This is a genomic window from Paraburkholderia sp. J7, from assembly GCF_905220155.1.
Classification (GTDB): Bacteria; Pseudomonadota; Gammaproteobacteria; order Burkholderiales; family Burkholderiaceae; genus Paraburkholderia.
Genome location: NZ_CAJMYZ010000002.1, coordinates 340,324 through 365,245 on the forward strand (window position 1 = coordinate 340,324; position 24,922 = coordinate 365,245).

General features: G+C 64.9%; 19 protein-coding genes and 1 pseudogene. 11 read left to right on the plus strand and 9 right to left on the minus strand.

Features of this window, described 5'->3' with window-relative positions; translation table 11 throughout:
* The first annotated feature begins 62 nt into the window (after positions 1-62).
* From U5A58_RS04655 to U5A58_RS04665, 3 genes are all read left to right on the plus strand, one after another.
* Positions 63-458 (plus strand): DUF305 domain-containing protein, encoded by a 396-nt coding sequence (locus U5A58_RS04655; RefSeq protein WP_321960478.1) that lies wholly within the window; start codon positions 63-65, stop codon positions 456-458.
* 47 nt (positions 459-505) lie between these two features.
* Entirely contained in the window at positions 506-1,990 is a 1,485-nt protein-coding gene (locus U5A58_RS04660) for a YncE family protein (protein ID WP_415774171.1), read from the plus strand.
* A gap of 158 nt (positions 1,991-2,148) precedes the next feature.
* Positions 2,149-2,541 (plus strand): hypothetical protein, encoded by a 393-nt coding sequence (locus tag U5A58_RS04665; RefSeq protein WP_321945405.1) that lies wholly within the window; start codon positions 2,149-2,151, stop codon positions 2,539-2,541.
* Between the two features lie 16 nt (positions 2,542-2,557).
* Here the strand turns inward: U5A58_RS04665 and U5A58_RS04670 are convergent, their stop codons facing one another.
* On the minus strand, positions 2,558-3,469 hold the full coding sequence (locus tag U5A58_RS04670) for a CHAD domain-containing protein (protein ID WP_321960480.1): 912 nt from the start codon (positions 3,467-3,469) through the stop codon (positions 2,558-2,560).
* Between the two features lie 234 nt (positions 3,470-3,703).
* Here U5A58_RS04670 and U5A58_RS04675 point away from each other — a divergent pair, with 234 nt between their 5' ends.
* Positions 3,704-4,072, plus strand: a complete 369-nt coding sequence (locus U5A58_RS04675) for an NUDIX hydrolase (protein WP_321908483.1) — start codon at positions 3,704-3,706, stop codon at positions 4,070-4,072.
* Between the two features lie 105 nt (positions 4,073-4,177).
* Here U5A58_RS04675 and U5A58_RS04680 read toward each other — a convergent pair whose 3' ends face one another.
* A complete protein-coding gene (locus U5A58_RS04680; protein ID WP_321960481.1) occupies positions 4,178-4,633 on the minus strand; it encodes a hypothetical protein in 456 nt (151 codons plus the stop codon).
* 232 nt (positions 4,634-4,865) lie between these two features.
* Here U5A58_RS04680 and pstS point away from each other — a divergent pair, with 232 nt between their 5' ends.
* Positions 4,866-5,891 carry a phosphate ABC transporter substrate-binding protein PstS gene (gene pstS / locus U5A58_RS04685; protein WP_321960482.1) on the plus strand — a complete coding sequence of 342 codons (1,026 nt, stop codon included), beginning with the start codon at positions 4,866-4,868 and terminating at the stop codon, positions 5,889-5,891.
* A gap of 82 nt (positions 5,892-5,973) precedes the next feature.
* On the opposite strand, the gene U5A58_RS04690 is transcribed toward pstS, so the two are convergent.
* Positions 5,974-6,693 (minus strand): response regulator, encoded by a 720-nt coding sequence (locus U5A58_RS04690; protein WP_321960483.1) that lies wholly within the window; start codon positions 6,691-6,693, stop codon positions 5,974-5,976.
* Entirely contained in the window at positions 6,686-8,140 is a 1,455-nt protein-coding gene (locus tag U5A58_RS04695) for an ATP-binding protein (RefSeq protein WP_321960484.1), read from the minus strand. Before U5A58_RS04695 ends, U5A58_RS04690 begins: the two co-directional genes overlap by 8 nt.
* Positions 8,141-8,373: 233 nt before the next feature.
* Between U5A58_RS04695 and U5A58_RS04700 the strand changes: the two genes are divergently transcribed.
* The 4 genes and pseudogenes from U5A58_RS04700 to U5A58_RS04715 all read left to right on the plus strand — a co-directional run.
* Complete coding sequence (locus U5A58_RS04700; RefSeq protein ID WP_321908505.1) at positions 8,374-9,105, plus strand: response regulator transcription factor; 732 nt, start codon at positions 8,374-8,376, stop codon at positions 9,103-9,105.
* 307 nt (positions 9,106-9,412) lie between these two features.
* Positions 9,413-10,372: a glycosyltransferase family 9 protein gene (locus U5A58_RS04705; RefSeq protein WP_321960485.1), complete on the plus strand. Its 960-nt coding sequence runs from the start codon at positions 9,413-9,415 to the stop codon at positions 10,370-10,372.
* 103 nt (positions 10,373-10,475) lie between these two features.
* Positions 10,476-11,354, plus strand: coding sequence for a glycosyltransferase family 9 protein (locus tag U5A58_RS04710; RefSeq protein WP_321960486.1), 879 nt, complete (start codon positions 10,476-10,478; stop codon positions 11,352-11,354).
* 65 nt (positions 11,355-11,419) lie between these two features.
* A pseudogene (locus tag U5A58_RS04715) lies at positions 11,420-12,457 on the plus strand (glycosyltransferase family 4 protein); the annotation flags it as partial.
* A 76-nt stretch (positions 12,458-12,533) separates the two neighbouring features.
* Here U5A58_RS04715 and U5A58_RS04720 read toward each other — a convergent pair.
* From U5A58_RS04720 to U5A58_RS04730, 3 genes are all read right to left on the minus strand, one after another.
* Entirely contained in the window at positions 12,534-13,445 is a 912-nt protein-coding gene (locus U5A58_RS04720; protein ID WP_321960487.1) for a transglutaminase family protein, read from the minus strand.
* Positions 13,442-16,072: a circularly permuted type 2 ATP-grasp protein gene (locus U5A58_RS04725; protein WP_321960488.1), complete on the minus strand. Its 2,631-nt coding sequence runs from the start codon at positions 16,070-16,072 to the stop codon at positions 13,442-13,444. The genes U5A58_RS04720 and U5A58_RS04725 overlap by 4 nt, the downstream gene beginning before the upstream one ends.
* A gap of 77 nt (positions 16,073-16,149) precedes the next feature.
* On the minus strand, positions 16,150-19,647 hold the full coding sequence (locus U5A58_RS04730) for a transglutaminase family protein (RefSeq protein WP_321960489.1): 3,498 nt from the start codon (positions 19,645-19,647) through the stop codon (positions 16,150-16,152).
* A gap of 182 nt (positions 19,648-19,829) precedes the next feature.
* Between U5A58_RS04730 and U5A58_RS04735 the strand changes: the two genes are divergently transcribed.
* A complete protein-coding gene (locus U5A58_RS04735) occupies positions 19,830-20,903 on the plus strand; it encodes a putative zinc-binding metallopeptidase (RefSeq protein WP_321960490.1) in 1,074 nt (357 codons plus the stop codon).
* A gap of 53 nt (positions 20,904-20,956) precedes the next feature.
* Here U5A58_RS04735 and U5A58_RS04740 read toward each other — a convergent pair whose 3' ends face one another.
* The gene (locus tag U5A58_RS04740; protein ID WP_321960491.1) at positions 20,957-22,429 is read right to left on the minus strand and encodes a circularly permuted type 2 ATP-grasp protein; all 1,473 of its coding nucleotides are present in this window, start codon (positions 22,427-22,429) and stop codon (positions 20,957-20,959) included.
* A 145-nt stretch (positions 22,430-22,574) separates the two neighbouring features.
* Positions 22,575-23,234, minus strand: a complete 660-nt coding sequence (locus U5A58_RS04745; protein WP_321960492.1) for a glutathione S-transferase family protein — start codon at positions 23,232-23,234, stop codon at positions 22,575-22,577.
* A 325-nt stretch (positions 23,235-23,559) separates the two neighbouring features.
* Between U5A58_RS04745 and U5A58_RS04750 the strand changes: the two genes are divergently transcribed.
* Positions 23,560-24,909: a polyhydroxyalkanoate depolymerase gene (locus U5A58_RS04750; RefSeq protein WP_321960493.1), complete on the plus strand. Its 1,350-nt coding sequence runs from the start codon at positions 23,560-23,562 to the stop codon at positions 24,907-24,909.
* Positions 24,910-24,922 lie beyond the last annotated feature (13 nt).

A 24,922-nucleotide genomic window follows, 5' to 3' on the forward strand; every position in this document is an offset into this window, starting at 1 on the left:
ATCGGCTAGTGCGCTGTTTGCCTTCACGTCGAATACGATTCGACCGATACGGAGGGGACGTCATGAACGCTGCAATTCGACTCGTTTTACGAGCAACGGTGTGCGGTGCGGCCGTGCTTTCCCTGGCCGGTCTATGCGCCGCGCCTTCGAGTGACGCGGGACCTTCCCGCAACCGCGAAGAAGGCCTGTTTTTATCAGAGAACGACGCGGCCATGACGAAGATGATGGCCGGGATGGCGGCGAAGCCCACAGGCGATATCGACCGCGATTTCGTCGCAACGATGATTCCACACCACCAGGGCGCGATCGACATGGCCATGGCGGAACTGCGGCACGGACACAACGAACAGCTGCGCAGGATCGCTCAGGAGATCGTGGTCGAGCAACAGCAGGAGATCGTCGCCATGCGCCTCGCGGTGCATGACTCGATCGCTGCACCCGCTTCGATGTCCCACTGACCCACGCGCGTCACGACGCAGGAGACAACGTCATGAAATACATCATCATGAAGTACAACCTCGTTCTTGGCGCGGCCATGATTGCCGCATCGCTTGTTGCATCAACGCTCGCCGAAGCGGGGCAGGTGCCCGGATCGCTCGCGGCTGCCGATATTCCAGTCAGCCATCGGGACCGCGTCTATTCGTCTGATCAGTTTTCGAACACCGTATCGGTCATCGATCCCGCCGCCAATCGTCTGATCGGTGTCATTCGGCTCGGGGAGCCGACTCCGGCCAACTTCAGCCCGCTGTATCACGGTCAGTTGCTCGTACACGGCATGGGCTTTTCTCCCGATCACCGCACACTCGCGATTGTTTCCATCGGCTCGAATTCGGTGACGTTCATCGATACGCAAACCAATTCGGTCAAGCACGTGACCTATGTGGGCCGCTCGCCGCACGAGGCCTTTTTCACGCCAGACGGCAATGAGGTATGGGTGACCGTGCGCGGCGAGAATTACGTCGATGTGCTCGACGGCAAGACGTTCGAAGAGAAGACCCGCATCGTCGTGCCAGCCGGGCCGGGCATGCAGATCTTTTCGCCGGACGGAAAGTACGGGTATATCTGTTCGTCGTTCAACCCGGAGACCGATGTCGTTTCGGTCGCCGATCACCAGATCGTGGCGAAGGTCACGCAGGCGAGCCCGTTCTGCCCGAACATCGCGGCCACGCCGGATGGCAGGCAGGTCTGGTTCACGCTCAAGGATGTGGGCAAGACCCAGGTGTTCGACGCGCGCCCGCCGTTTGCGCTGCTGAAAACGCTCGACACGGGACCGATCACCAATCATGTGAACATCGTGCAGAACGCCCACGGCATGTTTGCGTACGTCACGGTGGGCGGCCTGAACCAGATCAAGGTGTTCCGTACCGACGACTTTTCGCAGGTGGCGACCATCGCCGTTGGCAGCCTGCCGCATGGCATCTGGCCGTCCGGCGACGGCACGCGTGTCTACGTGGGCCTCGAAAACGGCGATGCGATGACGGCAATCGACACGCTGACCAACAAGGTCATCGCCACGGTGCCGGTCGGCCAGGCGCCACAAGCCGTGGCGTATGTGCCCGACGCCGTGCCGCAAGGCGATGGCACGGCCAACACACAGCCGCTTGGCGCGGCGGGCGAGGCGACGCACGTGTCGCTGATGCCGGTGGGTGGCGCGCCCGCCGGACAGGGCGGTGCGCCCACTTCGGTGGCGTTGTTCGATCAGGGCTTGCTGCAGGTGCTGCAGGCGGCGGTCACCGGGCTGCAGGCAGGGCAGCCGTATTTCCTCGGTCTCTCCGACCACGTCGACGGCAGTGGCAGCATTGACGTGCTCGCGAGCTTCAAGACCAATCCAGCCGGCTCGGCCATCGTCAATACGCTGGGCCAGATTCGGCAAGTCGTCACGCCCGGTACGCCCGGCACAGCGGGCGTTGCCGATCACCGCCGATACCTCGTGATTGCGCCCAATGTGGGCGGCGCTCCCGGACCCGCAGTGCAGGTGCAGGCCTTGTGAGTGTTACGCGGGTATCGCGCCAATCATTTCGAATTCCTTACTAAAAAGGTGGCGAACACTGTCTGTTTGCCCACGTAAGGCGCCTCCTGACCCTTGACGCCTGCTTCTGCGGGAAGCTAACTGACGGTGATCGACACCCAAAAAAACGAGGTGAAGAAATGACAGCTTGCCGCAAACTGGCGCACAGCCAACTTGCCGTCCTTCTCCTGATGCTTCTCGCGCACGGCGCAGCGAGTGCCGCCGGCGACCGCGCGGCGCCGCCGGCTTCGCCGCGCTTCGAGCCGAGCGAGCTTTCGACAGACTGCATCGACCGGGAATATCGCGGGAAAAACGCCAAGCTGGGACTCGACTACACCGACCTGATCAACAATTGCGGCGCATCGGTCGTCATCACGTGGCAGTCGTTCAATAACGGCGCGCCGCAAATGGAAGGTGGCGGCATGGGGCAATCGGCATGCCTGCCGCCGGGCGGTTCGATCACCACGGCATCGCGCGAGAGACTCGGCACGGCGAGCGAGAACTTGCCTGTGAGCGTCGTGACCTGCCAGTGATGGCGCCGGCACTGGCCTAGCCGGATATGGCCTTTACGCTTTGCGCCGCCACTTCGATTCGTTGGCACTTGATCCTTTCCAGCCATTGCAGCGATTTCTCGACGACGTCGGCTGGAACCTCGTCGAATGTCGTGTTGCGGATCAAGGTCTCGCTTGCGGCAATGTCGTTGAATTCGCCCAACATCTTTTGCACGGACGTCAGTTCCTTAAGGGTGCGTTGGTGCTCGCCCTTGATTACCGGCTGAAAAAATTCGAGCAGATAGCGCAGCTTTTTACCGGCCTTGCGCACGTCATGGAGACTTTCCTCGTGGCCGGCCTCGCTTTGCACGGCGCGCCGGCTGCGCTTTCGAAGCGTGCGCTGCGCCATCCGGACTCGCTTTTTTGCGAACGCGCGTATCGGAAGATCACTGCAACATGACTGCAGCGTGGTTTGCGCGCGAAGCAGGGCGTCGTTCAGGAATGCCTCGACAGCGTCGCTGTTGATCATCGCCTGGCTATGCGCCACCGCTTGTGAGCGCTTCTCGCGCGCGGCGCTCACGAGCAGTTCGATGGACGCGTCCGACTTCTGCGCGGTTCTCAGGAGGTCGCCTGCGATGTCCCAGTCGCGCGTTCCGCCTGCCACCGCAGCGAGCCGCTTGAATTCGTCGCTCGCTTGCGCGGTGGCTTCCTCGCCGAGCCAGGGGGAGTACGCCCAATACAAGGCACGAAGTTTTCTGAACGCCACCCGAAGCTGATGAAATGCTTCGGGGTCGGCTTCTGTCGCCAGGGCTTTCGCTCGTTGCACCGCCTCGTTGACCACTGGCATGGCCAATGACGAAAAGGTGCTGGCGATAGAGGTCTTGCTGGTGAGTGATGCAGCGGCGCGCCGCCGATCGATTCTGAAGAGAGTGCGCGGCCGTGGTAACGGCCAGTCACTGTCCATATCCATTGCAGCCTCGAGTCTGACAAAAAATATGTGTGGCCAAAACCATACCACAAGGGCTGTCAGCAAACGGATCTTTATGACGGTTTGATGAAACAATTAAAATCTGGCAAGGTGACGGCCATCGTGCTTTCAGCAGGTTGAACTTCTGACTTTCTGTATTACGATGCTTAGCTAAGTCAGCCAATGCAATGCTGATGTTTCGTGAGGCGCCCCCCAGGAACGAAGTGGGAGTTCGAGTTGAAGAAACGGGCCACCGTGATTTGTCGCAGAGGTAAGCGAATTCTCCTGGTAGCACGCAGTCAGTCGAAGTGGGCACTACCGGGCGGCATATTGAAGCGTGGTGAGCATTTGATGGAAACCGCGCTACGAGAACTCAGGGAGGAGACCCGGCTCTCCGGTAAGGCAGCCAGGTATCTGTTCGACATTCGCGGCAAGCAGAAACACCATCACGTGTTCTCCTGCGAAATACCCAGGCAGGCCAAGGCGCGGCCGAGCAGCGAGATAGCCAGGTGCCGGTGGGTCCACCTCGACGACATCCCGCGCCTCGCAACAAGTGGGCCAACGAGCGATATTCTGCGGCTCGTCAACCAGCGGCGCAGGAAGTAACGCCACAGCTTTCGCCGCGAGGAATTGAGCGCTCTCAGCGCTCAATTCCAGTGCATCCGCCTTCCATCGGCGCGGCCCGCGCCCTTCACCCACGCTTCGCGCGTATCAAGCGTTGTCGTCGCCTTTGGCCGGACGGCCTGTCTTCACGGTTTCAAGCGCCGCGATCGCGGCCAGCAGCCGCTTCTGTGGGGCCGATTCCAGCAATTGCAGGCCCGCGCGCAATATCTCGCTCTTTTTCACCGCAACCCCGGCTTCGAGGCACTTGCGCTTGAGGAGGGCGATGCGCTGATAGTCCGCCTTGGGCATGGTGAAACTGTCGCGCACGACTTTTTCTTTCTTCACGCGCTTGGTCTTGACCTTCTCGGCAACTGCAGGAGCCGCTGCCTCCGCTGGGGCGTTTGCGGGTGTCGCCGCTTTGGATGCGGATTTTTTGCGGCTGGGCTTGCTCGTTTGCGCTGCCTCAACCGGCATGGCCGCTTCGTTCTGTTCCTCCCCGGTTGCGGGTGATTTCGGGAAGTGGAACGCCTTTTTTGTGGGCTTGCGCGTGGTCGCTGTAGTCACGTCGGTCTCTCCGGTCTGAAAACTGTATAAACAGTATATACGGTTTATTCCGGTATTCCACTCATGCCGCAACGCGCACGCGAACGTCTTCCGTGAGCCCTGGCTAACATGTCCTCTGAATGGTCGCGTCGCCATCCATAAGCCCGCTTCTACGATCGACTCCAGTGTCACCCAATCGTCACATTGCGATCGTAAGGTCCAGCGCATCAATAACGATTTTAAGGAGTCCGGGATGAAACTCAGTCTGTATGCGATTGTCGTTCTCGCGCTGGGCGCGAGCGTGGCCCAGGCCGCGGATATTACCGGCGCAGGCAGTACCTTCGCGGCGCCGATCTACACGAAATGGGCCGACGCCTATCAGAAGTCGGGCGGCGGCAAGGTGAATTACCAGGGCATTGGTTCGTCGGGCGGCATCAAGCAGATTCAGGCCAAGACCGTCGACTTCGCGGGCTCCGACGCGCCGCTGAAGGACGACCAGCTGGCCAAGGACGGTTTGTTCCAGTTCCCGACGGTGGTCGGCGGCGTCGTGCCGGCGATCAACGTGCCGGGCGTGAAGGCCGGCGAAATTACGCTGTCGGGCCCGGTGCTCGGCGACATCTACCTCGGCAAGATCAAGAAGTGGAACGATCCGGCTATCGCCGCACTGAACCCGAAGGTCAAGCTGCCTGACCTCGACATCGCCGTGGTCCGCCGCGCCGACGGTTCGGGCACCAGCTTCATCTGGACGAACTACCTCTCGAAGGTCAACCCCGAGTGGAAGAGCAAGGTCGGCGAAGGCACGACCGTGAACTGGCCGACGGGCACGGGCGGGAAGGGCAACGACGGTGTTGCGGCCTTCGTGCAGCGTCTGCCGGGCGCGATCGGCTACGTCGAGTGGGCGTACGCCAAGCAAAACCACATGGTTTATGCCGCGATGAAGAACGAAGCGGGCGCGGTCGTTCAGCCGGGCACCGAAACGTTCAAGGCCGCCGCCGCCGGCGCGGACTGGAAGAAGTCGTTCTACCAGATCCTCACGAACGAGCCGGGCAAGGACGCATGGCCGGTTGTCGGCGCGACCTTCGTGCTGCTGCACACGGCACAGGACAAGCCGGACCAAGGCAAGGAAACGCTCAAGTTCTTCGACTGGGCTTTCAAGAACGGTGCTTCGGCAGCCGATAGCCTCGACTACATTTCGCTGCCGGACTCGGTCGTCGCCGAAATCAAGTCGCAGTGGAAGGACAAGGTCAAGGACTCGAGCGGCAAGCCGATCGCGCCATAACGCGAAATGCAATGCAGGCGCGCGTATGGCGCACGCGCGCCTGCATTCAGCCACGTTTTTAATCTTACGCAGTTACCCAACGTCAGTCGCCCGCAGGCGCGATCTCCAGACGATAACCCACACCGTAGATCGATCGAATCATGTCCTGGTCGGGCCGGATCGACTGGATTTTGCGCCGCAGGTTCTTGACGTGCGAATCGATCGTGCGGTCGGCGACCACACGGTGATCGTCGTAGAGCGCGCGCAGCAGAAAGTCGCGTGCGTAAATGCGGCCAGGGCCGGAATGCAGTAGCGCAAGCAGACGAAATTCGATGGGCGTGAGGTGCAGATCCCGGCCGTCCAGGCGCGCGGCGTGATGCGCAACGTCGATCGAAAACGGCGACGGCACAGTGCCTTCCGCTTCCTGGTGCGCCCGCGCCAGCAACTCGGCGCGACGCAGGATCGCCTTGACGCGCGCCACCACTTCACGCGGACTGAACGGCTTGCACACGTAGTCGTCGGCACCGAGTTCGAGCCCGAGCAAACGGTCGATTTCGTCCACGCGCGCCGTGATGATCATCACGGGAACGGCGGAGAACGTGCGCAGTTCGCGGCACACGTCGAGGCCGCTGCGTCCGGGCAGCATCAGGTCGAGCAGCACCATCGACGGTTGATGCTCGCGCACGTAGGGCACGACCTCCCGGCCGTCCGCAATGATCGTCGTGGCGAAATCTTCTTTCGCGAGGTAGTCGGCGAGCAGGGCCGCGAGCTTCGGCTCGTCTTCGACGACGAGGATGGATGGCCGCATGGTCGGATCAATCATGATGCGTGTTCAGGCGAGGAAGTTGAACGAGGATGCGCAGCCCGCCAAGCGGGGAGCGTGATGCCTCGATGGTGCCGCCGTGTTGCTCCACGATGTGCTTGCACAATGCGAGTCCGAGACCCGCGCCGCCACTTTGCCGGCTGCGCGATGGATCGACGCGGAAGAACCGGTCGAACAGATGGGGCAGCAGCGGCGCGGGAACCGGCGGGAACGAGTCCTGGACATCGACATAAATATGGTTGTCGTTCGACGTGACCGAGATCCGCACGCGGCCGCCCTCATTGGTGTAGCGCAGCGCGTTTTCCAGCAGGTTTTTCCACAGCTGCGTGAGGCGATAGGGATCGCCCGAGAGCGTCGCGCGAGCATCGTCGCGATCGAACTCCAGCGTGATTCGCTTCGCTGCGAGCCGCTCGCGAAAGACGTCGCATGCGGCCTCCACGATCGGTACGAGATCGAGCGGCACTTTCTCGAACGAGAGCTGGCCGATGTCCGCTAGCGAGAGTTCGTAGAGATCGTCGATCAACTGGCTGAGCATCGCTACTTCGGACTGCAGAGAAGCGATGGTCGCGGCGTCGGGCCGGCGCACGCCGTCTTCGATCGCTTCGAGTTCGCCGCGCAGCACCGAAAGCGGTGTGCGCAACTCGTGCGAAATATCGGCGATAAAGTCGCGCCGGTCGCTTTCGGCTTTTTCGAGCGACGCCGCGAGCCGGTTGAAATCGCTCGCGAGCATTTGCAGTTCGTCGCGGCCCGTGGCTGGCACGCGCGTGGCGTAGTCACCGCCCGCGAGGCGATGCGTGGCCGTGACGATCCGCTTGATCGGCGTGAGCAGCGTGCGCGCGAGGATGATCGACACGGCAGCGCAGAGCAACGTGGTAAAGCCTACGATGATCCACGTCGCCTGCGTCTGGCGGTCCTTGAAGCGCTGTTCCGCCTGATTGATGAGCGACGTGGGTCCCGCCACCGCGATCCAGCCCACCGTTTGACCCCTGACGCGCAGCGGATGGCGGACGGCCTCGGGCGGCGGCGGTGGCCCCTCGCTCGCGACGACCTTCATGTCCGCGTCGTAGAGCATGTAGGGCGGTCGAAACGTCCGCGAGTGCTCGGCAAAGCCTGGGGTGAAGGGGCCATCCTTACCGCCTTCGTCGTGGAAGCCGCCCGGCGCATCGGGCGGACGGGCGTCGCGCGGCGGCTCGCCCGGCGGCGGGCCGCCATCGAATGGGGGCCCGCCTCGCGTGCGAGCGCGAACGAAATCCCAATTGCCGTGCTGCGCGTAAGAGGCTTCCAGCTCCTGTTCGAGCGCCGCCAGATCGTTCGCGCCTTGCTCCTGGAGAAAATCCACGAAGCCATATTCGAAACTCGTCCGGACCGCGATACCCATGGCCACGGCGGCGAGCACGCAAGCCGAAAGAATCGCGAGGAAGAGTTTGAAGGTGACGCTGACTTTCATGACGGATTCAGCAGAAGGCAATAAACGTGGGTGCGCGCAAATTCGGCACTATTTTCGCCTGAAGCGTACCGTAAGGTGGGCGTGGCCCGTCCGAATCCTTATTTTCTCCAGATTTCCCTTCTTTTTCCTGCACGGTTGTTCCGTATGATCCGCTGCAGATCGAAGCGCATGCATGCCACTCGTGCGCGCGATCTGGCTGGAATGACGTGCATGACACAGGAAGGGACAGATCGATGGACATACACGTGCTGCTTGTCGAACCCGATCAGGCATATCGGGACGACCTGCGTACCTATTTGCAGCGTCAGCAGATCGCCGTGTCGGTGCTGTATGGCGTCGAGCGGCTGGAGCAGCGTCTCGCGCGAGAAACGCCTTCGCTCATCATCCTTCGGCATGACGCGCTGAAGATCGACGGCATTGCAACGCTACGCGCGCTGCGCGAGCGAGGGTGGCTCACGCCTGCGATCATCGTGAGCGAATCCGGCGACGTGGCCGACAAGGTGCTCGCGTTCGAATTCGGCGCCAACGACTATATGGTCGATCCGTTCGATCCTCGCGAACTGCTCGCGCGCATGCACCACGCGTTGCGCTGCAGGATCGATTACCCTGCGTCGCCGCGCAGGGAAACGAAATACGTCTTCGACGGCTTCGAACTCGACGCCATCGACAATCAACTGTTCAGGGACGGCCGCAAGATCCCGGCTCCGCCCCTCGTGCTCGCCGTGCTCGCGGTGTTCGCCGCGAATCGCCTGCGGCCGCTTTCGCGCGAGCGCATTGTGAACATGATCGATCGCAATTCGTCGCTTCATGCGCGCAGCGTCGACGTGGTCGTTTTCCGCCTGCGCAAGCTGCTCGGGCTGTCGCCGTGCGGCCGCCAATATATTCAAACGCGTTACAGGGACGGCTATGTTTTCTGCCCCGACGACGCGCTTCCCGACCAGGACCTGGCGGCTGCCCGCGGATGAAAAAAAACCCGGCGTTTTCGCCGGGTATGCAAAGAGTTGGAGGTATAGCACCCTTCATCCACGGTTGAGGCATACCGCGCAATGTCAGGTGAGACCAGCGTAGCAGATGATTTCGCATTTTCGAACTTCAGAACCATTGCTATTTCTTAACGTGTAACCGGTCCTGTAACGTTCGCGCACGCTGGCGTGGCGTGGAAGAAATGTACGGAAAAATCCTGTAACCCGGAACCGGCGCCACGGTGGCAACATGCGTGTCCATAGCCTTAACCCGCAGAAACCCTGCCGAACCCCGATCAGACACGCAACGATGCAACACCTCGACCGTGAGAGCCACGCCCAGCATGACGCAACGTGTCCCTCCCTGGCGCGCGAGCAAGCACGCAGCGCAGCGTTTGTGATGTCGCCGGCGCTTGGGGATTCGCTGAATCTGTTGATCATTGCGCACAATCTCGTGCGCGCGGGCTGGCAGGTCGAAATATTCGGTAATCACGCGTGGTCGCTTGCCCGCTGGTTCCCGCATTTGTCGATGAAGCCGGCGCTCGGCGAGGAAGAAGCACGCGATCGGCTAGCGGATTTCGGCGTCGTCGTGCAGATGCACCGCGACCGGCCGTTCAAGCAACTTCGCGCATGGCATCCGGGCTTCGTCGATCTGCACGATGTCGAATACGCGGACGACGGCCGCTGTATAGCGCACCGCTTCGCGGCGTTCGCGGCGCGTCACTTCGGATTGCCAACCGTCGAGATTTCGAACGGTATGCGCGCGCCGCCGGAGCTTCAGCACCGCCGCCACGCCCAATGCGTAGCGGTACACCCGGAGGCCAGCACAGCGGACAAGCGCTGGCTGGCACACCGTTTCATTGGCCTCGCCCAGCGTTTGAGCGGGGAAGGTTTTGCGCCTGAGTTCGTCGTTGCCGACAGCGAGCGCTCGCGCTGGCTGCCGCTTGCCAGCACCGCACCGCCGTTGTGTTCGTTTCGCGATACGGCCGACCTCGCAGCGTGGCTCTACGAATCGGGCTGGTTTATCGGCAACGATTCGGGCCTGGGCCATCTCGCTTCGGCACTCGGCATCCCGACGCTGACCGTGTTTCGTCGGCGCCGCGTCGCGCAGCGCTGGCGCCCTGGATTTCAGTGTGGCGAGATCGTGCTGCCGCCGTGGTGGGTGCCGACCGCTGGCCTCAAGGAAAAGTGGTGGCGCGAAGCGATCTCGGTGCGACGCGTGCACCGCGCCTTTCGGGTATTGCGCGAACGCGTGGCGTTGCCGGCCTGAAATTGCCTTCGCGGTAACGCATATCGGCGATCGAGGCAAGCGTCGATTCAATGATTAGTGTTACTAACGTTTACCGCGCCGGAATCTTCCGGCCCACCTTCGCATGGACATGAAATTCCAGATCCAGGGCAGTGTTGCGGTGGCGTTGCCGCCGCCAATCGGCGACAGCCTTATTGGGCTCGTTCTCGTCAACAACCTCATTCGAAACGGCTACCGGCCCATCGTGTTCGGCTGGGTGGCCGAGCAGCTCGCGGCCTGGTTTCCCCACATGACGGTGGGGTATCAGGCGGCGTATGCCGGCGCGTTCGACACGGTCATCGAACTGCGCCGCACCGAGTTCGGGCCGATGCTGAGCCGCTCGGGCAAGACGCTGTGTCTGGCCGAACTGCCCGAATATGGCGGCGGGAAGCACATGGTCGACCGCATCGTCGATATTGCCGTGAACGTGCTCGCGCTATGCGATGTAACGCATTCGAACGGCCTCGTTGTGCCGCCCGGCGTGCAGCGCGGCCGCTTCGCGGATCGTGTCGTGATCCATCCCACCGGCAGCCACCGCGAAAAAATGTGGAGCCGCGAGAAGTTTCTCGCGCTCGCCCACGAACTCAGCCGCGCGCACCTGCATCCGAGCTTTCTCGTCGCGCCCGGCGAGTTTGCGGCCTGGCGGGAGAGCCAGGCGCAAGGGCATGAGGTTCACTCACTGCCGCGACTCGAGGACGTGGCGACGTGGATCGCCGAGTCCGCATGGTTCATCGGCAACGACTCGGGTCTCGGCCATCTGGCTTCGTCGATCGGAGTCCCCACGCTCACGCTTTTCATGCGGCGCGGACTGGCGCGCACGTGGCGCCCGCGCTGGGGGCCTGGCCACATCGTATTGCCGCCCAACGTCATACCGTTCGGCAATCTCAAGGAGCTTCTGTGGACAAAGCTGCTCAGCGTGGGTCGTGTCATGGCGCACTTTCAGGCGCTGCAGTCGCGTTCATGAGCGCGAGCCTTCAAACGCGGCGGTTTTGAAGTATTGGATCGATCAACTGTAGAGGAGGGGATGCCATGAAACTCGGCGTTTCCTGCAATGTCATGAAGCATAGCGGCGGCATGGAGCGCTACGCGAGAGATCTTGCGCGCGGCATTGCCGAGCGCGGCTTTCGCCCCGCCTATTTCGCGCGCAGCCTCGACCATGCGCTGCCCGAGTACGCGATGGTCGAGCCGCATCGTATCAACGTGTCGTTTTTGCCCGGCAAACTGCGCGATGCCTGGTTCTCCTGGCGATTGCGCCGCGCGAAGCGTGTAGCCGCCGTGGACATCATGATCGGCTGCAACCGTGTCGACAGTTCGGATATCGCCGTGTGTGGCGGCACCCATCGTGGCTTCCTGCGCGCAACGGGCCGCAGAACCAAGCTTACCGACCGTTGGCAGATTGCACTGGAGGAACGCCTGTACGCCAATGCGGCGATCATTCTGGCGCATTCGCCTTTGATGCGTGACGAACTGATCGAACTGTACGGAATCGACGAGGCCAAGGTGCGCATTCTGCGCCCCCCGGTCGACACAGCGCGCTTCACGCCTGTCGATACCGCTGCGCGCGCATCGCTGCGCAAGCGGCTCGGCTTTCAGGACAACGAGTGCGTGTTGCTGTTTCCTTCTAGCAGTCACATGCGCAAGGGCCTGCCGCTCATCGAGGCCGCCGCGCGGGACCTCAAGGAACCCGTCGTCGTCGCAGTAGCGGGGCGGCCGGTGGGCAGCCTCTCGCCGCACGTGCGTTACATCGGCTTTCAGCGCGAAATCGAGGACTGTTATCGCGCTGCCGACTTCACGATCCTGGCTTCCGCTTACGAGCCTTTCGGGTTGGTGGGTATCGAATCGGTGATGTGCGGCACGCCTGTGATCATTCCTTCGACGATGGGTTGCGGCGATGTGATCGCCACACAAGCGAAGCACGTCTTCGAGCGAGGAGACGTGCGATCGCTGCGCGAGGCGATCAGGCGCGCAATTGCCAGCCAACCCGCCGAGATGGAGAAAGGCAAAGCGGTGCTCTACGACGCCAGCGTGGCCGGGCACGTCGATTCACTGCTTTCGCTAGCCAGCCAGGTGCATACAGGTTGGGGTATCAGCGCCGTTGGCGCCCAGCGCGGCGCCGCTTCGACGCTGGGTCTGAACGCGACGGTCAGTCCGCGTTCACACTGACCGCCACGTCCACCCGATGCTCGCCGCCGCCAAGAATGACGCCGCGCAGCAGCGACACGTCGGTGTAGTCGCGGCCGATGGCGAGCGTAACGTGGCCTTGATCGGCGAGCACGTCGTTGGTCGGATCGAGATCGATCCAGCCTGCCGGGGGCGCAGAGAGTGCGGACGGCGCCGGGGGTACGTAGAGCGACACCCACGCATGCGAGGCGTCCGCGCCGATCATCGGCGGCGCGCCTTCGGGCGGGTCGTTGCGCAGATAGCCGCTCACGTAGCGCGCGGCGAGCCCGATCGAGCGCAGGCAGCCGATCATCACCTGGGCGAAGTCCTGGCACACGCCATGGCGCAGTTCGAACGCGCGCGCGGCGGGTGTGTCGAACGCCGTTGCCGAGGGCAGGTACTCGAAGTCGGCATGGATGCGATGCATCAGGTCGATCGCCCCGGCCAGTACCGGGGCGCCGGGCGTGAAGCTTTCCAGCGCGTAGGCTCGCAATCCGGGCTGCAGGGCGATATTCGGCGAAGCGAAGCAAAACTCCGACTCCGCGTAAAACGCGCCGCCCGCCGTGTAGCGCAGCATGCGCTCGACGTCTTCCCAGGCCGGTGTCGCGGCGACATCGAGCGATGCGTAGCGAGGCGTGAGCAGCACGCTTGTCTCGCTCGTCATTTGCAGGTAGTCGTGTGGCGCGTCGAACGAGAAGTAGAGGACCTCGTTGCCGAAGGCGTCGCAGCGGCTGGTTTGATACGACGGCGCGGGTTCGATGCGTTCGCGGTGCGTGAGCACGCGCTGCCACGGCAGGTCGAGTGGACGGATCGTCGCGAGATGCTGCGCGGTCTCGACGAGCGTCGAATAGCGGTAGGTCGTGCGGTGCGTGACCGCGAGGCGCGTGCCGCTCATGACCACACCTGCGCGGCGAGCGGCACGGCGTGGCTGAACCAGCGTGCGCTGATCTCGTTCGACATCGCGGCCATGCGCTCGGCGAAACTGTCGCACAGCGCGGTGAGCGCAGGGTAGCGGCCGTCGTCGCCGGGCTCGCAAAGCACTTCCAGCGTGGGCAGCGCCTCGACGGGCGCGAGGTGTGAGGCGAACGGCTCACGCTTCGGACCGCGTGAAGCCTGGGCGATTTCGTCGAGCCGCGCGCGCAGCCGCGCATAGACGCCGTAGAGCCCGCGCGGATTGGTCGGGTCGGTCACGATCACGTCGAGCAGCGCGGGCACTTCGAGGCGCCCCGGGTAGAGCGAGCGATACGTGAGCGTGCTGTCGAACAGTTGCAGCAGCACGTCGAAGCCCGCGGGCGTGGCGAGCGTGCGTTCGTGCGCGGCGATACGCAGCATGGTGGCGAGCGTGGACACGCGTTCGATATGGCGTCCCGCGAACAGCAGGCGCCAGGCTTCGTCGCGGGTCATGCGGTCGCCCTGGCAGCCGCTGATGGCGCTTAGCTGCGTGGCGAGCGTATCGAGTGCGCCCATCAGCGCGATGCGGTCGTACGGCGTGGGACGCCTGAATTCAAGCGTGGTGCCGTTGCGCGGCGCCGCCGGCACGAGCGAAAGCGCGTGCAGCGCGTCGCGGAAGTCGTTGCGCGAGGCAAGCACGGTGCGCCAATGGTCGTTCGAGAGCCGGCCGCGAATCTCGCCGCACGCGTACGCCTGGCTCGCGAGCGTGCGGCCGATTCCCGTTGCGCCCGCGTTTTCGTGCAGATTGGCGACGAGCGCGCGCTCGAAGTCGTCGAGGCTGCGCCGCGCTTCATGGCCTGTGGCGGGCACGAGCCCATTGGCGACGGCCAGTTCGATGAAGGTGCCGAACAACTCTTCGGCGTCGCTGCCTTCGAGCGAGCCGAGAATGAGCCGGCACAGGCGCACGCCGTTTTCGGCGCGCTCGCCGTAACGGCCTGCCCAGAACAGGTTCTCCGCCGAGCGGCTCGGCACGCGGCGGCGCTCGCGGTGCAGCTCGCCGGGCTTGATCGGGCTCGGCAGGAGCGTAAAGGTCGAACCGGGCTGGCTCGACAGCACCCAGGTATCCACGCTGCTGCCGCCCATCTGCATCGATACGGATTCCTGATGTTCTGCTGCCAGGCGCGTGAAGCCGCCAGGCAGCACACGCCAGCCGCATTCCTGGTCAGCGATCGCGTAGACGCGCAGCACAGCAGGCCGCGCGCCGAGCATACCCGCGCCGTTTTCATAGCGCGGCGTATAGCTGTAGCGCAGCGGCTGCTGCACAGTGAAAGCGTCCGGCAATTGCTCGATGCGCTCGCGCCAGTCGGCGAGCGTTTGCAGGCCGGCGGCGAGCCCGGGCGCGGACGACGCACTCGCCCCGCCGGGCCACGTCGGCACGAGCAGCGCCTCGGGCACCTGCACGAGCGCGTCGTGCCAGGCCGCGTCTTCGCCGCACCACCAGGTCGCGCCGCTCGGCAGCGCAAGCTCCTCGCCGAGCAGCGCCTGCGCAATGCCCGGCATGAAGCCGTGCAGCGCGGGCGATTCGACGAACCCGGCGCCCGGCACGTTCGAGACCATCACGTTGCCCGCCCGCATGACCTGCAGCAGCCCCGGCACGCCGATGGTCGAGTCGGCGCGCAGCTCGACCGGGTCGCAGAACGTGTCGTCGAGGCGGCGCAGCACCGCGTGCACGCGCTCGAGGCCGTCGAGCGTCTTGAGGTACAGCATGTCGTCGCGCACCGTGAGGTCCTTGCCCTCGACGAGCGTGAGGCCGAGGTAGCGCGCAAGGAACACGTGCTCGAAGTAGGTCTCGCTGAACGGCCCCGGCGTGAGCAGCACGATATGCGCAGACGCGCCGCTCGCGCTGCGCTCGTCGGCGCTCATGATCTCGCGCGCGGCCGCGGCGAGCGTGGCGACGAGCTGCGAATAGGAAGGCGCGAGACGGTGCACCCGCATGGTGCGAAACGGCTCGGCAAAGAGGCTCGAGACGATGAGCCGGTTTTCGAGCAGATAGCCAAGGCCCGAGGGCGCTTCCGTGCGGTGCGAGACGACGGTCCACTGGCCTTCGGGCGAGCGCGCGAGGTCGAGGGCGACGATCTGCAGATACTGGCGGCCCGGCGGCACGAAGCCTTTCACGGCGCGCAGGTAGCCCGGGTGGCCGAACACCAGCGCGGGCGGCAGCAGGCCGCGCGCGAGCAGCGTTTGCGGCCCGTAGATATCGGCGACGATCTCGTTGAGCAGGCGCGCGCGCTGCGCGGCGCCGCGCTCGATCTGCGCCCATTCGGCTTCGTCGATGATGAACGGCAGCACGTCGAGCGCCCACGGGCGCGGCCCGCCCGCGTCGGCGTAGACGTTATAGGTAATGTCGTTCTCGCGCACCTGGCGCTCGACCGAGGCCGCCGCGCTGTCGAATCCCGCCACCCCCGGCTTGCCGAGCAGGCCGAAGAACTGCCGCCACGGCTCGCGCAGCTCGCCTTCTGCCGTTTGCAGCTCGTCCCAGTGTCCGGCGCGCACCGGCAGCGTGCGCAACGGGGCGCCCGCCTCGTTGTCGCTGGCGGAGGAATCGAACGGCAGGGTGGATTGGGTCGGCAAGATCGTGATTCGTGGCAGCGCGCCTCGCTCGCGAGGCGCGCCTTCGGTTAGGGCTATTGACGGGTTATCGGCCGCAATCAGCCGCGGCGTAGATCCAGTGTGAACGGAAATTCGAGGCTGCGCTCAGGCGGCGCCACTTCCACCGGCCCCGGCGTGTGGCCGGTCGTGAAGAAGCGCGCGCGCCGGCGGCTTTCGGCCTCGTAGGCGTTGACCGGAAACGTCTCGTAACTGCGGCCACCCGGATGTGCAACATGATACTGGCATCCGCCGATCGCGCGCGCGCTCCAGGTGTCGACGATATCGATCGTGAGCGGCGCGTGTACGCCAATGGTCGGATGCAGCGCAGACGACTGCTGCCACGCGCGAAAGCGCACGCCCGCCACGCTCTCGCTCACGCGCCCGGTGGGCTGAAGCGGCAACGCGCGGCCGTTCACGCTGACGATATGGCGGTTTTCGTTGACGCCGAGCACGCGCACTTCGAGCCGCTCCACCGACGAATCGACGTAACGCACCGTGGTGCCCGCCCCGCCTTCTTCACCCATCACATGCCACGGTTCGAGCGCGTGGCGCACCGCGAGCGTGATGCCGCCCGTGTGAAGCTCGCCCACCAGCGGGAAGCGGAATTCGAAGTGCGGCGCGAACCACGCGGCGTCGAGCGCGAAGCCCGCCTGGGTCGTTTCGGCGAGCACGTCGTCGAAGTCCATCTGCACGAAGGTCGAGAGCATGAAGCGGTCGTGCAGCTCGGTGCCCCAGCGCGTGAGGCGCTGCGTGTACGGCGTTTTCCAGAAGCGCGCGACGAGCGCGCGCAGCAGCAGCTGCTGCGCGAGGCTCATGCGCGCGTGCGGCGGCATTTCGAAGCCGCGCAGCTCGAGCAGGCCCAGGCGCCCGGTCGAGCCGTCGGGCGAATAGAGCTTGTCGATGCAGAACTCGGCGCGATGGGTGTTGCCCGTCACGTCGATGAGGATGTTGCGCAGCGTGCGGTCGATGAGCCACGGCGGCACGCGCGGGCCGTTGTCGAACGGGCTGCCGAAACCGCGCAGCAGATCGACCTGACGCTGGATCTCGGCGAACGCGACTTCCAGTTCGTAGACCTGATCGTTGCGCGCTTCGTCCACGCGCGGCGCCTGGCTCGTCGGCCCGATGAACAGGCCCGAAAACAGATACGAAAGCGACGGATGGTTGTGCCAGTAGGCCACGAGGCTCGCGAGCAGGTCGGGGCGGCGCAGGAACGGGCTGTCGGCGGGCGTGGCGCCGCCGAGCACGAGGTGATTGCCGCCGCCGGTGCCGGTGTGCCGCCCGTCGAGCATGAACTTTTCAGTGGAGAGCAGCGTTTCGTGCGCGGCCTGATAGAGGAATTCGGTGCGCTCGACCAGTTCGTCCCAGTTCGACGACGGGTGGATGTTCACCTCGATCACACCGGGGTCGGGCGTGACCTGGAGCATTTTCAGGCGCGGGTCGCGCGGTGGGGGATAGCCTTCGATCACGACGGGCAGCGCGAGGTCGGCGGCGGTGGCTTCGACGGCGGCGAGCAGGTCGAGGTAATCGTCGAGTTCGGCGAGCGGCGGCATGAAGACGTGCAATTGCCCCTGCGCGCGGCCGAACGTTGCGGCTTCGGCTTTCGGTCCCGCGGCGCGCGCCGGGTCGCGCGCTTCGACGCACAGGGCGGTGCGGTGGATCCAGGCGGCCGACTCGCCGCGTTCGGGGTAGCGATGTGAAGCAGAGGGCACGCCGGTGCCTCCCGCGCCTTCGGCGTAGGCGGCGCTTCCCGCACTTCCCGCGCTTCCAGCGCGTTCCCCGCTGCGCAATTGCGCGGCTGCATCGAAGTCCGCCTCGTACTGCATGCGCAACTCGGCCGCGCTGCGCAGCGGCGCCGGCGCGGCGAACGGATCGCGCGTGTGCTGCCACGGGTAGTCGGCCTCCGCGACCCACGGCAGCGAATCGAGCGGCAACCGGTAACCCATTGGCGAGTCGCCGGGAATGAGATACATGCGCTCGTCACGGAAGAACCATGGGCCGCTGATCCAGCGCGGGCCCTGCAGCGCGGGTTGCCCCGCTCCAGGCTCGCCGCGCTCGCAGGCGAGCGGCAGCACGTAGCCCGTCACGGTGTCGAGGCCGGAGTCGAAGACGCGGCGCAACCGCATGCGCTCCATCTCGTCGTCGAGGCGCGAGTCGAACGGATCGACGTTGACGGGCAGACGGCGCTCGCGCCACAGGTAATACCAGGTGTCCTCGTAGGCGGGCTGCACATGCCCGGGATCGACCGCGAGCTTGGTAGCGAGGTGTGCAATGAAGCGCTGCGCATCCTCGGCCGTGTGATGCGTGAGCGAGCGCTCGTCGGCGAACAGCGCGGGGTCGCGCCAGCAGGGCTCGCCGTCCGTGCGCCAGAAGAGCGACAGCGCCCAGCGCGGCAACTGCTCGCCCGGATACCACTTGCCCTGTCCGATATGCAGAAAGCCCAGCGCGCCATAATGCGCGCGCAACTTGTCCATCAGCGCGATGGCGTAGCGGCGCTTGGTCGGGCCGAGCGCGTCGGTGTTCCATTCGGGCGCGTCGCGGTCGCCCGCCGCCACGAAGGTCGGCTCGCCGCCCATCGTGAGGCGCACGTCCTGGCCGGCGAGCGCGGCATCCACCTCGATGCCCGTCGCGTGCATGTCGGCCCATTGCGCTTCGGTGTAGGGCTTCGTCACGCGCGGCGTTTCGAGCACGCGCGAGATCGACATCGAATGCGAGAACTCGACTTCGCATTCGTCGAGCGCGCCCGAGATCGGCGCGGCGCTGCCGGGCTCCGGCGTGCACGCCACCGGAATATGGCCTTCGCCCGCAAGCAGGCCCGAGGTCGGGTCGAGCCCGATCCAGCCCGCGCCCGGCAGATAGACCTCGCACCACGCGTGCAGGTCGGTGAAGTCGGCTTCGGCGCCGCGCGGGCCGTCGATCGCCTTGACGTCGGGCGTGAGCTGCAGCAGGTAGCCTGAGACGAAGCGCGCGGCGAGCCCGAGCTGGCGCAGCGTCTGCACGAGCAGCCAGCCCGTGTCGCGGCACGAGCCGGAGCCTTTCTCGAGCGTTTCCTCGGGCGTCTGCACGCCCGGCTCCATGCGGATCAGGTAGCCGATCTCGTGTTGCAGGCGCTGGTTCAGATCGACGAGGAAGTCGATGGTCACGCGCGGCGTGCGGTCGATCGACTCGACGAATGCGGCGAAGCGCGGCGTGGGCTCGGTGCGCACGAGATACGGAGCGAGTTCGGCGGCCAGTTCCGGCGCATAGGTGAACGGAAAGCGCTCGGCGCTCGGCTCGAGAAAGAAGTCGAACGGGTTGTAGACCGCCATTTCCGCGACCAGGTCGATCGTGACGCGGAACTCGCGCGTCGGCTCGGGAAACGCGAGCCGCGCCTGATAGTTGGCGAACGGGTCCTGCTGCCAGTTGACGAAATGATCGGCGGGCTCCACGCGCATCGAATACGAGAGGATGGGCGTGCGGCAGTGGGGCGCCGGGCGCAGGCGCACCACGTGCGGCGCGAGACGCACGAGCCGGTCATAGCGATACTGCGTGACATGGTTTAACGCGACACGGATGGACACACCCGACTCCTCGATCGACGTGGTTGGAACGGCGCAAAACGGATAAGCGGCGCACGGCGCAGCGTGCGTATGATGCAGACGGCGCGAGTGCGGGACGTGACAGCGCCGTAAGCGCGCGTGTGAGGCACGCCACGTGCTGCGCGAGGTGCGGCGGCCCGCGCGGCCATCACAGGAATGCGGCCATGAAGACCTTTCACTGCGACCACTGCAATCAGCTGGTGTTTTTCGAAAACGAGCGCTGCGAGCGGTGCGAGGCGCGCTTGGGCTACGTGCCGCAGACGGGCGAGATGCACGCCTTCGAAGAGGCGGGCGACGGCCGCTGGCGCAGCCTGAATGCCAAGGCCGCCGGCGCGCTCTTTCGCCAGTGCCACAACTACGCGGTCGAAAACGTCTGCAACGGCATGATTCCGGCCGATTCCGAGGACACGCTGTGCCGCGCCTGCCAGTTCACGCGCACGATTCCCAACCTCTCGCGAGCCGAGAACCGCCTCTACTGGTATCGCCTCGAAACGGCCAAGCGGCGCCTGCTCGACACGCTGGGGGCGCTCGGCCTGCCGCTCGTCACGCGCGCCGAAGACCCGGAACACGGCCTGCAATTCGAATTTCTCGAAGCAACGGGCGATGGCGAGCCGGTCATGACGGGCCACGATCACGGCCTCATCACGATGAACATCGCCGAGGCCGACGACGCGCATCGCGAGCACACGCGCGTCTCGCTGCACGAGCCGTATCGCACCTTGCTGGGGCATTTCCGCCACGAGGTCGGCCATTACTATTTCGACCGGCTCATCGCGCAGGAGCCGACCGGGCGCTGGCTCGAACCGTTTCGCCAACGCTTCGGCGACGAGCGCGCCGACTATGCCGAAGCGCTCGCCGCGCATTACGCCGAAGGCCCCGCGCCCGACTGGGCCGAGCGCCACGTGAGCGCGTATGCGTCGGTGCACGCGTGGGAGGACTGGGCCGAGACGTGGGCGCATTACCTGCATATCGTCGACACACTCGACACGGCCACGGCCTGCGGCCTCGCGCTGCTGCCCGAAAGCCGCGACGAGCCTGTGCTGGTCGACCAGACGCCGGTGGACGAGGCGAGCTTCGACAGCCTCATGGCGCGCTGGTTTCCGCTCACCTACGCGCTCAACAGCCTGAACCGCAGCCTCGGCATGCCGGACGGCTATCCGTTCGCGCTGGCAACGCCTGTCATCGACAAATTGCGCTTCGTTCATCGCGTGATCTCGGCTTCGTCTTCCCGGTCGTGAACGTCCACGCGCCGCTTGCGTTCTTGCGCTCTTGTGTTCGCCAATGCGCCGGCTCAGCGCTCGAGCACCCAGGTGTCCTTCGTGCCGCCGCCCTGCGAGGAATTGACCACGAGCGAGCCTTCGCGCAGCGCGACGCGCGTGAGCCCGCCCGGCACCATACGCACTTCCTTGCCCGAGAGCACGAACGGGCGCAGGTCGATGTGGCGCGGCGCAACGCCCGCTTCGACCCACGTTGGGCACGTGGAGAGCGAGAGCGTAGGCTGCGCGATGTACTTGTCGGGGTTCGCGACGAGCACCGCGCGGAATTCCTCGATCTCGGCGCGCGTGGCGGCCGGGCCGATCAGCATGCCGTAGCCGCCGGCGCCGTGCGTTTCCTTCACGACCAGTTCCGGCAGATGGTCGAGCACGTACTGCAGGTCGTCGGCCTTGCGGCACATCCACGTGGGCACGTTCTTGAGCAGCGGTTCCTCGCCCAGATAGAAGCGCACCATGTCGGGCACGTAGGGGTAGATCGACTTGTCGTCGGCCACGCCCGTGCCCACCGCATTGCACAGCGTCACGTTGCCCTTGCGGTAGACATTCATGAGGCCCGCCGCGCCGAGCGTCGAGTCGGAGCGGAAGACGTGCGGATCGAGAAAGTCGTCGTCCACGCGGCGGTAGATCACATCCACGCGCTGCGGGCCCTTGGTGGTGCGCATATAGAGGTGATCGTTCTCGACGAAGAGGTCCTGGCCTTCCACGAGTTCGACGCCCATTTGCTGCGCGAGGAACGCGTGCTCGAAGTACGCCGAGTTGTACATGCCCGGCGTGAGCAGCACGACCGTCGGGTTGTCGGTCCCGGATGGCGCGGCGGCGCGCAGCGTGTCGAGCAGCAGGTCGGGGTAGTGCGCGACGGGCGCCACGCGATTGCGCACGAACAGATCGGGAAAGAGCCGCATCATCATCTTGCGGTTTTCCAGCATGTACGACACGCCGGAGGGCACGCGCAGGTTGTCCTCCAGCACATAGAACTCGCCCTCGCCGGCGCGCACGATATCGATGCCCGCGATATGCGCATAGATGTCGTGCGCGACGTTGACGCCCTGCATCTCGGGGCGGTACTGCGCGTTGCGCAGGATCTGGTCGGCGGGCACGATGCCGCGCTTGACGATCTCCTGCTCGTGGTAGATGTCGTGGATGAAGCGGTTCAGCGCATTCACGCGCTGGCGCAAGCCTCGCTCGAGCGTGTTCCACTCCTGGCGCTGGAAGATGCGCGGGATCACGTCGAAGGGAATCGTGCGCTCGGTGCCCGCGCCCGTGACGTCTTTTTCACCGTATACGGCGAACGTGATGCCCACGCGCCGGAAGATGGCGTCGGCTTCGGCGCGCTTCTTGAGCATTTGCTGCTCGCTCTGGCTGCGCATCCATGCGAAGAATTCGCGGTAATGGGCGCGCGGCTCGCCGGCCTGCGCGAACGCCGCGGCGGAAAGGCCGCGAACGTCGAATTCCCCGTACTCGAACATCTCGTTGAAGAATGTCTGCTTCATGTTCGTTTTTCCGTCCGCTGCTTTTCTGCGCTGTTGCTTCGCGCTTCTTCATACAGTTCGATAATCGGGCTGCATGGGGTCATGCAACTTCCATGCCGATGCCGGGCGGGGGCATGTCGCGCCCGTTGTTGGTGCACGGTGACGCTCAGAACTCCATATCGAGTTCGTCGATGTCCTCGGTTTCCGACTGGGCCGCCGCGATCCATTCAGCAACGTAAGGCTGCTTGAGTATGCGCATGCAGTAGTCGCCGATGTCGGGGTCGATCGGCACGTCATAGGTTAGCAGGCGTGTGACGACGGGCGCATACATCGCGTCCGCCGCGCCGATCTCGCCGAACAACCAGGGCCCGCCATACTTTTGCAGACATTCGCGCCAGATCGTCACGATACGCCCGATATCGTCCTGCGCGCGCGACCAGACGCGAAAGTTCGGGAAGTGGCCGCGCAGGTTCATGGGCAGCGCCGAGCGCAATGCGCTGAAGCCCGAATGCATCTCGCCGCATACGGAGCGGCAGTGCGCGCGCGCCGTGCGGTCCGCGGGCAGCAGTTGCGCTTGCGGCTGGATCTCGTTGAGGTATTCGCAGATCGCGAGCGTGTCCCAGACGGTGATGCCGTCGTGACGCAGGCAGGGCACGAGAATGGAAGGCGAAAGCAGCAGCAACTCGGCACGAGCGGCGGCGTCGTCGAGCGGCACGGTTACCGTTTCGAATTCGAGTCCAGCGAGTTTGGCCAGCAGCCAGCCGCGCATGGACCACGACGAATAGTTCCGGCTGCTGATCGTCAGGGTCGTATTCGTCTGATTCATGGGTGCTCCAGAACGGTAAGGAAACGGTGGGCAGGTGCGGGAAGGAAGCCGCATGCACCGAATGCGCGCATCACGGGTGCATGCACCTCTCGCGGCATGCGCCGCACTACATTGCGGCATGCAGGACGGCGCAGCCGGCGCGCTGTGCACGTTGCGCGAGGCGTTCGCGCCCCGCTGCCGTGGCGCGGCGCGCAAGCCGCGGCGCGCGTGCTCGCGCACGCATGCCGCGCCACGCTGAAAAGGTGCAAACACTGTGCCAATGAACGCTTCTGGCATATGTATTGCCTGCTTCACTTCGCGTTCAAGACAATTGAGACCCGTGCCCATGAACCTGCTTGCCTACCTGGCCTACCAGACGTTCGCGGACGTGACGAGGTTCGGGCGTGCCGCCGCGTCGTTTTCCCGCGCGGCGATCGCGGCCTGGCCCACGCTCGCATCCGGCTTCGACGCGCGCTATCTCGATGCATGGTGGGAGCAGATCGAGCTTGCCGGGCTTTCGCATGCGCGGCCGCCGTTTGGAATCGATTTCGTGGAGGTGGATGGCGTGCGCACGCCGGTGACCGAAAGCGTCGTCAAGCGCACGCCGTTCGCCTCGCTGCTCCACTTTCGCAAGGACGTGGCCGTGCCGCAGCCGCGCGTGCTGCTCGTCGCTCCCATGTCGGGGCACTTCGCGACCCTGCTGCGCGGCACCGTGCGCACCATGCTGGCCGACCACGACGTCTATATCACCGACTGGCACAACCCGCGCGACGTGCCCTTGGCGGCGGGCCGCTTCGGCTTTGACGAATACGTCGAGCACGTCATGTCCTTCATTCGGCGCATCGGGCCCGATGCGCATCTGGTGGCGATCTGCCAGCCGACGGTCGCGGCGCTGGCGGCCGTCTCGTTGATGGCCGCCGACAACGATCCCGCGCAGCCCGCGAGCATGACGCTGATGGCGGGGCCGATCGATTGCCGGGTGAATCCCACCAAGGTCAACGAACTCGCCAACAGCAAGCCGATTACGTGGTTCGAGCGCAATCTCATCAGCGCGGTGCCAGGCGGCTTTCCCGGCGCGCAGCGGCGCGTGTACCCGGGCTTCGTGCAACTCAGCGCGTTCATGTCGATGAATCTGGAGCGTCATCTCGCGTCATTCGAGGAGATGCGCCACGAACGGGCGAAGGGCGACCCCGCGAGAGCCGATGCGCTCAACGTGTTCTATCGCGAGTACTTCGCCACCTCCGATCTGACCGCAGAGTTTTATCTGGAAACGGTCAGCTCGGTGTTTCAGGAGTACCAACTGCCGCTCGGCAAGCTCAAGGTGGGCGAGCGCCTTGTCGAGCCGCACGCGATCCGCCGTACGGCGCTGCTCACGATCGAAGGCGAGAAGGACGATATCTGCGCGGTGGGGCAGACCGTGGCCGCCCACGATCTGTGCCGGGGGCTGCGCCCCTATATGAAGACGCATCATGTGCAGACGGGCGTGGGCCACTACGGCGTATTCAATGGCCGCCGCTGGGACACGCAGATTTATCCGCTCGTGCGCTCGACCATTCACGACCACGAGCCGCGCGCGCGACGCATTGCGGCGCCGGAGGCGGTAGGCGACGATCAGGTGACCCTGCGCGCGCTGCTCGACGCCGACGCACATGCGGCATCGGCGATCAGCCGCGCGGCCGAAACGCAGCCCAAATAGGACGGACGGCGCG

Excerpts from the sequence above, each read along its gene's own strand:
- U5A58_RS04655 (WP_321960478.1), top strand. The coding sequence starts at position 63 with ATGAACGCTGCAATTCGACTCGTTTTACGAGCAACGGTGTGCGGTGCG.
- U5A58_RS04660 (WP_415774171.1), top strand. The coding sequence starts at position 506 with ATGAAGTACAACCTCGTTCTTGGCGCGGCCATGATTGCCGCATCGCTT.
- U5A58_RS04665 (WP_321945405.1), top strand. The coding sequence starts at position 2,149 with ATGACAGCTTGCCGCAAACTGGCGCACAGCCAACTTGCCGTCCTTCTC.
- U5A58_RS04670 (WP_321960480.1), bottom strand. The coding sequence starts at position 3,469 with ATGGATATGGACAGTGACTGGCCGTTACCACGGCCGCGCACTCTCTTC.
- pstS (WP_321960482.1), top strand. The coding sequence starts at position 4,866 with ATGAAACTCAGTCTGTATGCGATTGTCGTTCTCGCGCTGGGCGCGAGC.
- U5A58_RS04690 (WP_321960483.1), bottom strand. The coding sequence starts at position 6,693 with ATGATTGATCCGACCATGCGGCCATCCATCCTCGTCGTCGAAGACGAG.
- U5A58_RS04695 (WP_321960484.1), bottom strand. The coding sequence starts at position 8,140 with ATGAAAGTCAGCGTCACCTTCAAACTCTTCCTCGCGATTCTTTCGGCT.
- U5A58_RS04700 (WP_321908505.1), top strand. The coding sequence starts at position 8,374 with ATGGACATACACGTGCTGCTTGTCGAACCCGATCAGGCATATCGGGAC.
- U5A58_RS04705 (WP_321960485.1), top strand. The coding sequence starts at position 9,413 with ATGCAACACCTCGACCGTGAGAGCCACGCCCAGCATGACGCAACGTGT.
- U5A58_RS04710 (WP_321960486.1), top strand. The coding sequence starts at position 10,476 with ATGGACATGAAATTCCAGATCCAGGGCAGTGTTGCGGTGGCGTTGCCG.
- U5A58_RS04720 (WP_321960487.1), bottom strand. The coding sequence starts at position 13,445 with ATGAGCGGCACGCGCCTCGCGGTCACGCACCGCACGACCTACCGCTAT.
- U5A58_RS04735 (WP_321960490.1), top strand. The coding sequence starts at position 19,830 with ATGAAGACCTTTCACTGCGACCACTGCAATCAGCTGGTGTTTTTCGAA.
- U5A58_RS04740 (WP_321960491.1), bottom strand. The coding sequence starts at position 22,429 with ATGAAGCAGACATTCTTCAACGAGATGTTCGAGTACGGGGAATTCGAC.
- U5A58_RS04745 (WP_321960492.1), bottom strand. The coding sequence starts at position 23,234 with ATGAATCAGACGAATACGACCCTGACGATCAGCAGCCGGAACTATTCG.
- U5A58_RS04750 (WP_321960493.1), top strand. The coding sequence starts at position 23,560 with ATGAACCTGCTTGCCTACCTGGCCTACCAGACGTTCGCGGACGTGACG.